The sequence below is a fragment of the uncultured Winogradskyella sp. genome, assembly GCF_947496485.1.
GTDB lineage: Bacteria > Bacteroidota > Bacteroidia > Flavobacteriales > Flavobacteriaceae > Winogradskyella.
The window spans coordinates 73,468-86,042 of sequence record NZ_CANMCZ010000003.1; the positions used below are offsets into that span (position 1 = coordinate 73,468).

Annotated in this window: 14 protein-coding genes and 1 tRNA gene; 13 read left to right on the top strand and 2 right to left on the bottom strand. The window is 33.3% G+C overall.

The window, feature by feature from the left end; translation table 11 throughout:
- Window positions 1-5 precede the first annotated feature (5 nt).
- Together Q0822_RS10655 and Q0822_RS10660 are read right to left on the bottom strand one after the other, a co-directional pair.
- Window positions 6-884: a hypothetical protein gene (locus tag Q0822_RS10655; RefSeq protein ID WP_299123398.1), complete on the bottom strand. Its 879-nt coding sequence runs from the start codon at window positions 882-884 to the stop codon at window positions 6-8.
- A gap of 181 nt (window positions 885-1,065) precedes the next feature.
- A tRNA-Pro gene (locus Q0822_RS10660) sits at window positions 1,066-1,140 on the bottom strand.
- Window positions 1,141-1,243: 103 nt separating this feature from the next.
- Between Q0822_RS10660 and Q0822_RS10665 the strand changes: the two genes are divergently transcribed.
- The 13 genes from Q0822_RS10665 to dapB all read left to right on the top strand — a co-directional run bounded on the left by Q0822_RS10665 (window position 1,244) and on the right by dapB (window position 12,537).
- The gene (locus Q0822_RS10665; RefSeq protein WP_299123405.1) at window positions 1,244-2,344 is read left to right on the top strand and encodes a PQQ-dependent sugar dehydrogenase; all 1,101 of its coding nucleotides are present in this window, start codon (window positions 1,244-1,246) and stop codon (window positions 2,342-2,344) included.
- Window positions 2,341-2,796: a cytochrome c gene (locus Q0822_RS10670; protein ID WP_299123407.1), complete on the top strand. Its 456-nt coding sequence runs from the start codon at window positions 2,341-2,343 to the stop codon at window positions 2,794-2,796. The genes Q0822_RS10665 and Q0822_RS10670 overlap by 4 nt, the downstream gene beginning before the upstream one ends.
- A 45-nt stretch (window positions 2,797-2,841) precedes the next feature.
- Complete coding sequence (gene udk, locus Q0822_RS10675; protein WP_299123409.1) at window positions 2,842-3,447, top strand: uridine kinase; 606 nt, start codon at window positions 2,842-2,844, stop codon at window positions 3,445-3,447.
- Complete coding sequence (locus Q0822_RS10680; protein ID WP_299123411.1) at window positions 3,447-3,773, top strand: septum formation initiator family protein; 327 nt, start codon at window positions 3,447-3,449, stop codon at window positions 3,771-3,773. Before udk ends, Q0822_RS10680 begins: the two co-directional genes overlap by 1 nt.
- Window positions 3,766-5,148 (top strand): methylmalonyl-CoA mutase subunit beta, encoded by a 1,383-nt coding sequence (locus tag Q0822_RS10685; protein ID WP_299123413.1) that lies wholly within the window; start codon window positions 3,766-3,768, stop codon window positions 5,146-5,148. Before Q0822_RS10680 ends, Q0822_RS10685 begins: the two co-directional genes overlap by 8 nt.
- Before the next feature lie 3 nt (window positions 5,149-5,151).
- Window positions 5,152-5,796: a hypothetical protein gene (locus Q0822_RS10690; protein ID WP_299123416.1), complete on the top strand. Its 645-nt coding sequence runs from the start codon at window positions 5,152-5,154 to the stop codon at window positions 5,794-5,796.
- A complete protein-coding gene (gene scpA, locus Q0822_RS10695) occupies window positions 5,796-7,919 on the top strand; it encodes a methylmalonyl-CoA mutase (protein ID WP_299123422.1) in 2,124 nt (707 codons plus the stop codon). Before Q0822_RS10690 ends, scpA begins: the two co-directional genes overlap by 1 nt.
- A 2-nt stretch (window positions 7,920-7,921) precedes the next feature.
- Complete coding sequence (locus Q0822_RS10700) at window positions 7,922-8,476, top strand: hypothetical protein (RefSeq protein ID WP_299123430.1); 555 nt, start codon at window positions 7,922-7,924, stop codon at window positions 8,474-8,476.
- 39 nt (window positions 8,477-8,515) lie between these two features.
- Window positions 8,516-9,445, top strand: a complete 930-nt coding sequence (locus tag Q0822_RS10705; protein WP_299123434.1) for an alpha/beta fold hydrolase — start codon at window positions 8,516-8,518, stop codon at window positions 9,443-9,445.
- Between the two features lie 139 nt (window positions 9,446-9,584).
- Window positions 9,585-10,352, top strand: coding sequence for an AAA family ATPase (locus Q0822_RS10710; protein WP_299123437.1), 768 nt, complete (start codon window positions 9,585-9,587; stop codon window positions 10,350-10,352).
- Complete coding sequence (locus Q0822_RS10715) at window positions 10,352-11,254, top strand: ParB/RepB/Spo0J family partition protein (protein WP_299123440.1); 903 nt, start codon at window positions 10,352-10,354, stop codon at window positions 11,252-11,254. Before Q0822_RS10710 ends, Q0822_RS10715 begins: the two co-directional genes overlap by 1 nt.
- Window positions 11,244-11,834, top strand: coding sequence for a DUF5683 domain-containing protein (locus tag Q0822_RS10720; protein ID WP_299123441.1), 591 nt, complete (start codon window positions 11,244-11,246; stop codon window positions 11,832-11,834). The genes Q0822_RS10715 and Q0822_RS10720 overlap by 11 nt, the downstream gene beginning before the upstream one ends.
- A gap of 1 nt (window position 11,835) precedes the next feature.
- Window positions 11,836-12,537 (top strand): 4-hydroxy-tetrahydrodipicolinate reductase, encoded by a 702-nt coding sequence (gene dapB / locus Q0822_RS10725; RefSeq protein WP_299123443.1) that lies wholly within the window; start codon window positions 11,836-11,838, stop codon window positions 12,535-12,537.
- The last annotated feature ends 38 nt before the right edge of the window (window positions 12,538-12,575 follow it).

A 12,575-nucleotide genomic window follows, 5' to 3' on the forward strand; every position in this document is an offset into this window, starting at 1 on the left:
TAACTCTAATCGATTCCATTGTATTGTATTGTATTAACATAAGCTGAACTTAGAGCCATTTCAGACACATCATAGTTTTTTAGCCTGGCATAAGCATAGCCTACTTGTAATGATGCTTCTATATACAGGTCATAAAAACTTTCATTCAAAGCATTGTTTTTAATACTATTAGAGCTTTTAATCAACTCGGAATAATTCTCTTGCCTTAACTGAATTTTAGATAAATTAAGCTCTAATTCTAGCTTTAATTTTGGATAATCTTTTACAAAATTTTCAGATAAAGCTTTGTTTATAATATTCTTTGCTAAATCATAATCATTGTTTTGAATTAAAAACAAGCTTTTTACAACACCATTTTTTAAATAAAAGTCCAGTTGCCTTTTTAGTTGTGGTAATTCTTCTAAAACAGCTTTCGCTTTTTCTAACTCTCCTTTATACAAATAAGTTTCAGCAAGCTGTAGTTTTAAATATTTATGAATAAAATCGTTAGAAGTGGAAGCTTCAATACCTTGTATATAAGATTGTATTGCTTCATCTAACAAACCCATTTTTTGAGCTGCTACACCTTGATAATAAAAAGCTTTTAAATTAAAATTTTCTGTATTTTCGCTATTTAAATCATCTGAGAGTGTTTCTTCTTTTAATAATTTACCATAATGCATTAGCGAATCTGCATGACCAGATCTTAAATAGATAAGTGAAATAGTATCTAAATACTGAAATCGAATTTCTTTGGTTTGAGCATTGTTTAATTTTAAAAAATAATCATTACTAACTACTTTAGGTAAATAACCAAAGGCTGTGAAGTCATAACGTTTCTCTTGAGCAAGACCCGTAAAGAAAAGTAATCCAATAACTATTAGTAATGTTTTTCTGATTTGCATTAAAGACTAAATTATAAAATACAAAAATAATGCTTTGTTATACTAATCTATGGGCTTGATAGAAAACAAAACACTTTAAGTGCATTAGCATGCAATGGTAATAAAATATGAATGGTTGAAACTCACGGTTTTCAGTGAAAACAAAAAAACTCAGCAAAATGCTGAGTTTTATATTAAAAAGTCGGGGTGGCAGGATTCGAACCTGCGGCCTCCACGTCCCAAACGTGGCGCGATAACCGGGCTACGCTACACCCCGAAAATATTGATTATCATTTTTAGGACTGCAAATATAGAGTTTTTCTTCATTATCCAATAACAATTTTCTAACTTTAGAAACTAAACGTTTTTAAATTACAAATATGAAATTTAGACTTCCAATTATTGGATTAATACTCATCAGTATTTTAACTTGTGCTCAAGATAAAAACCCTGTAAATAAAGAAAATAACCACGAGGTAATTGTTTCAGGTTTAAATATACCTTGGGGTTTTACATTTCTTCCTGATGCTTCAATACTTATAAATGAAAAATCAGGAAAGCTTATTCATTTTAAAAACGGCACAAAAACTGAGGTTACAGGGTTACCTGAAGTTTATGTCCGTGGACAAGGTGGTCTTATGGATATCATCTTACATCCTGATTATAAAGAAAATGGCTTAATTTATTTTTCTTATGCATCTTCAGAAGGTGAAGGTGATGGCGGTAATACGACTATAGCAAGAGCAAAACTAAAAGATAATACATTATTAAATTTAGAGATATTATACAAAGCTGAACCTAACTCAAAACGAGGTCAACATTTTGGATCGCGTTTAGTTTTTGATAATGATAGCTATTTATACTTCACTATTGGTGATCGTGGAAATAGAGATGTCAATCCTCAAGATATAACAAGAGATTGCGGTAAAGTTTATAGAATCAATGACGATGGTAGTATACCAAAAGACAACCCATTTATTAAAGAACCAAATGCTAAGAAAGCAATCTTCTCTTATGGACATAGAAATCCACAGGGAATGACATTACACCCAAAAACAGGCAAAATATGGACTCATGAGCATGGCCCAAAAGGTGGTGATGAAATCAATATTATAAATAAAGGTAAAAATTATGGCTGGCCTATTATAAGTTATGGTGTAAATTATAGTGGAACTAAATTCACCGAACTAACAGAGAAAGATGGCATGGAGCAGCCTTTACATTATTGGGACCCATCAATAGCGCCGAGTGGCATGGCTTTTATTAACAGTGATAAATATGGCGATTGGGATGGTAAGCTCTTAGTCGGTTCTTTAAAATTTCAGTACTTAGACATGTGTACTATAAAAAATAATAAAGTTATTAAGGAAGAAAGATTGTTAGATGGATTAGGCAGATTAAGATGTGTAGAACAAGGACCAGATGGTTATATTTACGTCGGAATTGAAAATTTAGGAATTGTAAAATTAATTAGAAAATGAAAAAAGTTTTATTCGCATTACTATTAGTATTTTGTTTATCGTCTTGTGGCTCAGACAAAAAGGAAGAGAAGGCCGTTAGATATCCTGAAAAGACATCACTTAAACAAACCGCCCCAGAATTAAAAGAAAGCATAAATCGCGGTGAATTAGTATATAACGATTTATGTATTACATGTCATATGGCCAATGGTAAAGGAGCACCTAAAGCATTTCCTCCACTTGCGGGTTCAGATTATTTAAAAGAAAATCAAGTTGCGAGTATAAAAGGCATAAAAAATGGAATGTCTGGTGAGATAATTGTCAATGGAGAAACTTATAATAGCGTTATGGCACCATCAGGACTTTCTGATGAGGAAATTGCAGATGTTATGAACTATATTAATAATAGTTGGGGAAATAATTATGGTAAAATGATTACTTCACAAGAAGTGACAAAAGTCATTAAAAAATAGCACGAATTGGCTAACTTTGCCTAATAGAAACTTAATTAAAACATAATGCTCATAATCGGAATTGCTGGTGGAACTGGATGTGGAAAAACAACCGTTGTCAATACCATTCTAAACGAACTACCAGAGGGTGAAGTTGGTGTAATTTCGCAAGACTCATACTACAAAGATACTTCGCACTTAAGTTATGATGAACGCGTAAAAATTAACTTTGACCATCCACGTTCTATTGATTTTGAACTATTAGAAACACATCTTAAAGAGCTCAAAAAAGGAAATTCGATCAGTCAACCTGTATATTCTTTTGTAAAACACAATCGTACAGGCGATACAATTACCACAAAACCAAGAAAGGTAATGATTGTTGAAGGGATTTTAATTCTGTCTCATGCTGAGATTAGAGATCTTTTCGATATCAAAATATTTGTACATGCCGATTCTGATGAGCGATTAATTCGTCGTCTAAAGCGAGATATAACAGAACGTGGTCGTGATATAAATGAAGTCTTAAATAGATATCAAACGACTTTAAAACCAATGCATCAACAATTTATTGAACCAATGAAAGAGTATGCAGATATTATAATTCCCAATAATAAATACAACACTGTTGCTGTAGATATCGTTAAAACAATAATTAACGAACGTTTGTAATGTCAATATTTGATAATAAATATTTAAAACCCTTTAAGAACATTTATCTACTTGTTCTTATCGTTTTTGTGGTTTGGATGTTATTTTTTGATGCACATTCGTGGTTATTTCATCATGAAATGAACACTAATAAAGACAAACTAAATCACCAAAAAGAGCATTACAAAAATGAAATGGCAAAAGACGATAAAGCCATTAAAGAATTAAGTACTGAAGAAGGTCTCGAGCGCACAGCACGCGAAACCTATTATATGAAAAAGCCCAATGAAGACATTTATATTATTGAGTATGAAGATAGTTTAGCTAAACAAAAACAAGATGAATAAGCCATTATTTGATGAGTTTGAAAGCGTATCCTCAAAAGCCTGGAAACAAAAGATACAAGTCGATTTAAAAGGTGCAGACTACAATGATGCATTAATCTGGAAAACCAATCAAGGTATTGATGTAAAGCCATTTTATCATGCAGATGAATTTAAGTCGCTACCAGATGTTTCAAATAGCAAAGCAACAGATTGGAAAATATGTCAATCAATAAATGTTATTGATACTAAAGCAGCTAATTTAAAGGCTATTGACGCTATTAATCGCGGTGCTGAAAGTATTTTATTCCTAATTAAAACTGAAGATATTTCTCTTGAAGATTTACTACAGAATATAGATTTAGAAAGAAATGCGATAGAAATTAAATGCAATTTTCTTTCTGAAGAATTTACTAAAAAACTAAACACCGAAGTTGAGAGTAAAGCCAAGCAATCTCAAGTTTACTTGCACTCAGATATCATAGGAAACTTAGCAAAAACAGGAAATTGGCATAACAATCTCAAAGAAGATCACAATAAGTTCGAATCTATTGTCAAAAAAACTAATCAGACAAGTGTCGATTTAAGTTTATACCAAAATGCAGGAGCAACCATAGTGCAGCAATTAGCTTATGGATTATCGCACGTAAATGAATATTTGAATCATCTAGACAGCGTTATTACAAAAGAATTGAAAGAAACTCTTCTAGTAACCTTTAATATCTCAGTTGGCTCAAACTACTTCTTTGAAATCGCCAAAACAAGAGCTTTACGTCAATTATGGTCAACTTTGGCGTCTGAGTATAGCATAAATACCGAATGTAGAATTACAGCCACACCTAGTAAGCGCAACAAAACCATTTACGACTATAATGTTAACTTACTGCGAACAACTACAGAGTGTATGAGTGCTATTCTTGGTGGAGCAAATACTGTTTGTAATTTACCTTACGATGCTTTGTATCATCAACCAAATGAATTCGGAGATAGAATTGCAAGAAATCAACTCTTAATTCTAAAGCATGAAAGCTATTTCAATAAAGTAAATAATCCAGCAGATGGAGCCTATTATATTGAGAGTTTAACAGAGCAACTTTCAGCAAAAGCGTTACTTCTTTTTAAAAATATTGAAGCAAATGGAGGCTTTTTAAGTCAGTTAAAAGAAGGAACTATTCAACGAAAAATTAAAGAAAGTGCGGTTAATGAACAAGCTGATTTTGAGACTGAAAAAATAGTACTCTTAGGCACAAATAAGCATCCAAATCCTAACGATAAAATGAAAAATGACTTGGAAGTTAGTCCTTTTTTAAAGTTCGAAAAGCGAAAAACTATTATTGAACCAATACTAGAGAAAAGATTATCTGAAAATTTGGAAATCAATAGATTAAATAAAGAATAAAATATGGTATTGAAAAAATCTATAGTACTGCTTTTCGGTGTTTTTTGCTTGCTTTTCTTTTCTTGCTTCGAAGTTGCAAAGGAAATTACAGATTGGACTCAATTAGAGGATATCGAAAACATTGAAGGGAAGACTCATTATCTCGATAAAGATGGTATAAAACTTTTTCTACCCAATACTTTTAAAAAATATTCCTCAGTAGAATATTTAGCTTTAATTGACTCCTTAGTTATTGACAATAAGGAACTAGAAATTGAACGTACAAGATTCAGAAATATCAGAAAAATGGAAGGCAACCATTATATCTTTTTTGATAATTCAATGAATGCCACTTACACTATAAATTCAGTTCCTTACACTCCTATTTCACGACAAGACGCTAAATTTATATTAGGGATTTTAAGACAAAGCCAGGAACAAGTAGCTAGCAATACGGATTTAGATTTTACTAAAATTACAGCAAAACACAATGACAATGGCAAAACACAAATTTTTAAAGCCATTTTTAAGCTCGAAAATCAAAAACTACAACAACAAGCGTTTCAACATGCTTATTTCATTTCTTCAAATAAAAAAACCGTTTTAATCAACCTAATGGCACCTTTTGAAATAAATTTTGATCCGTTTCTCGAAAAAATGATATTGTAATGAGCAGAAAGAATCTTAAACATATCACGTTAAAGCAAGAATTGGGCAGTAAAAAGTTTGAAAAGAATGATGACTTTTTAACAGCTGAAGATATTGTTGTAAAATCAACATATTCAAAAAACGATACAAAAAACCTAGAACACCTAAATTTTGTAGCAGGAATAGCACCAAACCTTCGAGGACCATACTCAACAATGTATGTTCGCAGACCATGGACAATCAGGCAATACGCAGGTTTTTCAACTGCAGAAGAAAGTAACGCCTTTTATAGACGAAATCTTGCTGCAGGACAAAAAGGATTATCTGTTGCATTCGATTTGGCGACGCACAGAGGTTATGATTCCGACCATGAACGTGTAGTTGGAGATGTTGGAAAAGCTGGAGTAGCAATTGATTCGGTAGAAGATATGAAAACCCTTTTCGACCAAATACCTCTCGATAAAATGTCGGTTTCCATGACAATGAATGGTGCAGTTTTACCTATTATGGCTTTTTACATTGTGGCAGCAGAAGAACAGGGAGTGCAACCAGAACAACTTGCGGGAACTATACAGAATGACATTCTCAAAGAGTTTATGGTGAGAAACACATACATTTACCCTCCTACTCCGTCAATGAAAATCATCTCGGATATTTTTGAATTTACAAGCAAGAATATGCCGAAATTTAACAGTATCAGTATTTCGGGTTATCATATGCAAGAAGCTGGCGCAACCTGTGATATCGAGCTCGCGTACACCTTAGCAGATGGCTTAGAATACATTAGAAAAGGACTCGAAGCAGGTATGGATATAGATACTTTTGCTCCTCGCCTATCTTTCTTTTGGGCTATAGGGATGAACCACTTTATGGAAATAGCCAAAATGCGTGCTGCAAGAATGCTTTGGGCCAAATTGGTAAAGCAATTCAATCCAAAAAATCAAAAATCTTTAGCATTAAGAACTCATTGTCAAACATCTGGTTGGAGTTTAACAGAACAAGACCCCTTTAACAATGTAGCACGAACCTGTATTGAAGCATCTGCCGCAGCTTTTGGCGGCACACAGAGCTTACACACCAATGCATTAGACGAAGCCATTGCATTACCAACAGATTTCTCTGCTCGTATTGCAAGAAATACACAAATTTATCTACAGGAAGAAACCCACATTACAAAAACTGTAGATCCATGGGCAGGAAGCTATTATGTTGAAAAACTAACCCACGATATTGCACAAAAAGCCTGGCAATTGATAGAAGAAGTCGAAGAATTAGGCGGAATGACAAAAGCCATTGAAGCTGGAATCCCTAAATTACGTATTGAAGAAGCTGCTGCTCGTAAACAAGCTCGTATAGATTCTAGTCAAGATATTATAGTCGGAGTAAATAAATATCGCTTAGAGCAAGAAGATCCAATCACAACACTTGAAGTTGACAACCAAACGGTTCGCAACCAACAAATACAGAGGCTCAAAAGCATAAAAGCAAATAGAAATAACAATCTCGTATCTGAAGCTTTATCAAAATTAACGCATGCTGCCAAAACAGGTGAAGAAAATTTATTAGCTTTAGCAATAGACGCAGCAAGAAAAAGAGCTACCTTAGGAGAAATAAGCGATGCGTTAGAAGCTGAATTTGGACGACACAAAGCCCAAATAAAATCATTTTCAGGAGTGTATAGCAAAGAAATAAAAGACGATAAAAGCTTTCAAAAAGCAAGAGAGCTGGCCGATAAATTTGCCGAACAAGATGGTAGAAGACCTCGTATTATGATTGCCAAAATGGGACAAGATGGTCATGACAGAGGCGCAAAAGTTGTAGCTACTGGTTATGCTGATGTCGGCTTCGATGTTGATATAGGACCTCTATTCCAAACCCCTCAAGAAGCTGCAAAGCAAGCAGTTGAAAATGATGTTCATATATTAGGTGTATCTTCTTTAGCTGCAGGACACAAAACACTAGTACCTCAAGTAATAGATGAACTAAAAAAATATGGTCGAGATGATATTATGGTTATTGTAGGAGGTGTAATTCCGAAGCAAGATTATCAATATTTATTCGATGCTGGAGCCGTTGCTGTTTTTGGACCTGGCACAAAAATAAGTGAAGCTGCAATTCAAATTTTAGAGATTTTAATTGATTAAATATGAAATATTATTGTCTTTACGTAATCTGTTTTTTATCACTTACATGTATTGCCCAAAAAGAAGGACAAAGTTTTTGTGGCGGCGATAATACTGAAGCCTATTTTCCGTTACTTGAATCCAAGAAAATCATAGTTTGGGGAAATACTTACTACACAGAAAAAAAAACAGGGATAAAGGAATTAAACGATAAAACCTATATTGAATACACTCAAACCTGGGAGAGTGGAGATATTGCCTATTTATATTTAAGAAAAGAAAATGGCATCATTTATCAATATGAAGAAAATACTGAAGATGAGACTATAAGACTTCCTCACAATTTTGATATTGGTGATTCATGGAAAACAGCATCTAAGGAAGGTTCTTATGAAATAATTTCAAAAGAAGGCAAACTTAAAACCCCAATATGTAATTATTCAAATTTATTGGTATTAAAGTCTATATTCAAAAATGGCAATTTTACTTTTTACTACCTAAAAGGCTATGGGTATGTAGCAGCCACTGTTAATGATAATCTTATTTCATTTGTCACACCAAAGCTTAACATAGATTAATCCATTAACTTTTAAAGGGTTTACTTATCACATACAAGAATGCTAAAAAAACGCAAAATCGAAATCATTAAGATCACTTTAGTAGCATTAACAATTATAGGATTTGTGATTATACATTTCATTCTTCCTCGTATTATTGTCCAAAAAAGAAACACTATTAAGATTTCGAGTACAGAAAGTTATCTTAAATATGATTCTATAATAAATGATAGTAGCCAATTCAAAAGAGAGAAACTATCATTTAAGTCATTTGATGGACTTAACCTATCTGCCTTGCTTACACGCGCAACTATAGATAGTATAAAGGGAACTCTTATTTTAGTACCTAATAGCAGTTCTAATAAATACACTTTACTAGATTTCAGTGAATTTTTAGCTAAAAGAGGTTACAATTCAGTCGCTGTAGACTTAAGAGGGTATGGTGAAAGCGAAGGCAAATTTTGCACTTACGGAGTTAAAGAAAAGAAAGATATTCAAAGCCTAATTGATAGACTACACCAATATGAGAATATAGAACCAATAGGGATTTGGGGAAATTCGCTAGGTGCCGCCGTTGCTATACAAGCTATGGGAATTGAAAAACGCATAAAATTTGGGATCGTAGAAAGCACTTTCACAGACTACAAAACAAGTATGGACACTTACTTTACTCGCCTAACAAAAGTAAAACTGAAACCATTGACCAATTACATTGTAGATAGGTCTGGTAGTATAGGAGATTTTGACGTAGATGATGCAAGTCCCATAAAATATGCCGAAAATGTAACACAGCCTATTATAATTGCCCATGGAGAAAAAGATAAAGTGTTTGAGGTTAAATATGGTAAAGAAAACTTTGATAAAATTAAAAGTATCAACAAAAAATTTATAGTCATAGACTCTGCACCACATACTTATCTTTGGGAAGTTGGTGGTGAAGAATATTTCGAAAAAGTGATGTTATTTTTAGATATGCAAGAAATCCAATAATGGGCTTTCTGAATAATTTCAATCATCAAAGACCTTATCGATTTCTGTTTAGGTTTTAATTATATCCATGTTAACAACTTCAATTTTCTATACTCATAAATAATCGTATTTTTAAACCCTCAAAAAACCAAATCATTTAATGGGTAAAATCATTGCTATTGCTAATCAAAAAGGAGGAGTTGGTAAAACCACAACCTCAGTCAATTTAGCCGCTTCTCTTGGCGTACTAGAGAAGAAAGTCCTACTTATAGATGCCGATCCTCAAGCCAATGCCAGTTCTGGTTTAGGTATAGATGTTGATGCTGTTGAAATAGGCTCATATCAGGTATTAGAACATACAATTGATGCAAAAGACGCTATTGTATCATCAAATGCTCCCAACGTTGACATTATACCGGCTCATATAGATCTTGTAGCCATCGAAATTGAACTTGTAGACAAAGATGAACGCGAGTATATGCTGAAGAAAGCAATCTCTGAGTTAAAATCACAATACGATTATATCTTAATTGATTGTGCACCATCTTTAGGATTGCTAACATTGAACGCCTTAACAGCTTCTGATTCAGTAATCATACCTATTCAATGTGAATATTTTGCACTCGAAGGCTTAGGCAAACTGTTAAATACTATTAAAAGTGTACAAAAGATACATAATGAAGCGTTAGATATTGAAGGCTTACTTTTAACTATGTTCGATTCGCGTTTACGCTTATCAAATCAAGTGGTGGAAGAAGTTCAAAAGCATTTTACCGATATGGTTTTTGACACTATCATACAGCGTAACGTGCGTTTAGGAGAAGCTCCAAGTTATGGTGAAAGTATTATTAACTATGATGTAAGCAGCAAAGGTGCAGCCAATTATTTGAGCTTAGCCAAAGAGCTAATTAAGAAAAATGAATTATAATGGCGAAGGCTACTAAAAAACAGGCATTAGGACGAGGACTTTCAGCTTTGTTGAAAGATCCTGAAAACGATATTAAATCTGCTGAAGATAAAAACGCAGATAAAGTAGTTGGTAATATTGTCGAACTCGATATTGAAAGTATTGAAGTCAATCCTTTTCAACCAAGGACCAATTTTAATGAGGAATCATTGAGAGAACTTGCGTCCTCAATTAGAGAACTTGGTGTTATTCAACCTATAACCGTTAGAAAATTAGCCTTTAACAAATATCAGCTAGTCTCAGGTGAGCGTCGTTTTAGAGCTTCTAAGTTAATTGGTTTAGAGGCTATTCCGGCATATATAAGGATCGCTAATGACCAAGAGTCTTTAGAAATGGCGTTGGTTGAAAATATTCAACGCCAAGATTTAGACCCTATAGAAATTGCACTATCCTATCAACGTTTAATCGATGAAATTAATTTAACGCAAGAGCAAATGAGTGAGCGCGTTGGTAAAAAACGTTCTACGATTGCCAATTATTTACGTTTATTAAAATTAGATCCAATTATTCAAACTGGAATGCGAGATGGCTTTATTAGCATGGGTCATGGAAGAGCAATGGTAAATATTGAAAGCCAAATTGACCAATTAGAAGTTTACGAAAAAATCATCAGCAATAAACTATCCGTTAGAGCCACTGAGCAATTGGTAAAAAATCTTAATTCTGATATACCTCCAGAAACAGAGAGTAGTTCTACTGAAATTCCGAAGTACATAAGAAAAGGTGTTAAAGAATTTTCGGAATACTTTGGGCACAAAATAGACGTTAAAGTAGCTAAGAATGGAAGTGGTAAAATTACAATCCCATTTCATTCTGAAGAAGATTTTAACCGAATTAAAAAATTAGTGCAAAGTGCTAAATAAACGTTTTTACAGTCTTTTGCTGTGCTTACTCTCAGTATTATTCTCGTTTTCTCAAGAGGGTAAAGACAGCACAAGTATTGCTGTAGACAAAGAACTTATTCTTGTAGATCAAAAAGCGCTTACTAAAAAAGAGATAGACCCACTTAGACCTTCTAAAGCCGCTTTTCTATCTGCTATTTTACCAGGATTAGGGCAAGCATACAATAAGAAATACTGGAAAATACCATTGGCTGTAGGAGGCGTTGGTGCAGGTATTTACTTCTATGTTAGAAACGATAAACAATTCGATAGATATAGAGGTGCCTACAAAAGACGCTTAGCTGGTTTCAAAGATGATGAGTTTTATAATATAGTATCAGATGATGGACTTATTAGAGCGCAAGAACAGTTTAGAAGAAATAAGGAAGTGTCGCTGTTGGTTACAATTGGTATTTACGCATTAAATATTATCGATGCCAATGTAGATGCACATTTACTTCAATTCAATGTTGATGAGAATTTAAGCTTGAGTCCACATTATCAATATAACGAAATGGAAAACTCTTCAGATTTAGGAGTAACTGTAAATTTTAAATTTTAATATGAATATAGCTTTACTCGGTTATGGTAGAATGGGAAAAAGTATTGAAGCGATAGCTATAAATCGTAATCATACTATTTCATTGAAAATATCGGACACAAAAGAAGATTACAACTTTTCAAATACTGATGTAGCCATAGATTTTAGTATACCGTCAGTTGCTGTTTTCAATATTAAAAAAGCTTTAGATGCTGGAGTTCCTATTATTTCCGGGACAACGGGCTGGTTAAGCCAATATGGCGAAGTTTTAGACTATTGCAAAGAAAAAAATGGCACTTTTTTATATGCTTCAAATTTTAGCTTAGGAGTCAATATTTTTTTTGAAATCAATGAGAGATTAAGTCAGTTAATGGCTGGTCTTCCAGAATATACGACTGAAATAGAAGAAATTCATCATACCCAAAAGCTAGATGCGCCAAGTGGTACAGCGATTACATTAGCAGAGCAAATTGTAGAGCATACTAAATACAATAATTGGACACTAGAAGAAACAAAGTCTGATGAAATTCATATTAAAGCTAAACGTATAGAGGGCGTTCCTGGCACTCATGAAATCACCTATAATTCTGATATCGATTCCATTAGTATTAAGCACACAGCGCATAGCAGACAAGGTTTTGCTATGGGAGCTGTAATTGCAGCTGAATGGATAAAAAATAAAAAAGGCGTATTTAGCATGAAAGATGTGTTAAACATTGGTTAATTTGCCAAAGTTTTGAAACAAATTAAAATAATTTTCAA

Coding starts and splice junctions, on each gene's coding strand:
- Q0822_RS10655 (WP_299123398.1), bottom strand. CDS start 884: ATGCAAATCAGAAAAACATTACTAATAGTTATTGGATTACTTTTCTTT.
- Q0822_RS10665 (WP_299123405.1), top strand. CDS start 1,244: ATGAAATTTAGACTTCCAATTATTGGATTAATACTCATCAGTATTTTA.
- Q0822_RS10670 (WP_299123407.1), top strand. CDS start 2,341: ATGAAAAAAGTTTTATTCGCATTACTATTAGTATTTTGTTTATCGTCT.
- udk (WP_299123409.1), top strand. CDS start 2,842: ATGCTCATAATCGGAATTGCTGGTGGAACTGGATGTGGAAAAACAACC.
- Q0822_RS10680 (WP_299123411.1), top strand. CDS start 3,447: ATGTCAATATTTGATAATAAATATTTAAAACCCTTTAAGAACATTTAT.
- Q0822_RS10685 (WP_299123413.1), top strand. CDS start 3,766: ATGAATAAGCCATTATTTGATGAGTTTGAAAGCGTATCCTCAAAAGCC.
- Q0822_RS10690 (WP_299123416.1), top strand. CDS start 5,152: ATGGTATTGAAAAAATCTATAGTACTGCTTTTCGGTGTTTTTTGCTTG.
- scpA (WP_299123422.1), top strand. CDS start 5,796: ATGAGCAGAAAGAATCTTAAACATATCACGTTAAAGCAAGAATTGGGC.
- Q0822_RS10700 (WP_299123430.1), top strand. CDS start 7,922: ATGAAATATTATTGTCTTTACGTAATCTGTTTTTTATCACTTACATGT.
- Q0822_RS10705 (WP_299123434.1), top strand. CDS start 8,516: ATGCTAAAAAAACGCAAAATCGAAATCATTAAGATCACTTTAGTAGCA.
- Q0822_RS10710 (WP_299123437.1), top strand. CDS start 9,585: ATGGGTAAAATCATTGCTATTGCTAATCAAAAAGGAGGAGTTGGTAAA.
- Q0822_RS10715 (WP_299123440.1), top strand. CDS start 10,352: ATGGCGAAGGCTACTAAAAAACAGGCATTAGGACGAGGACTTTCAGCT.
- dapB (WP_299123443.1), top strand. CDS start 11,836: ATGAATATAGCTTTACTCGGTTATGGTAGAATGGGAAAAAGTATTGAA.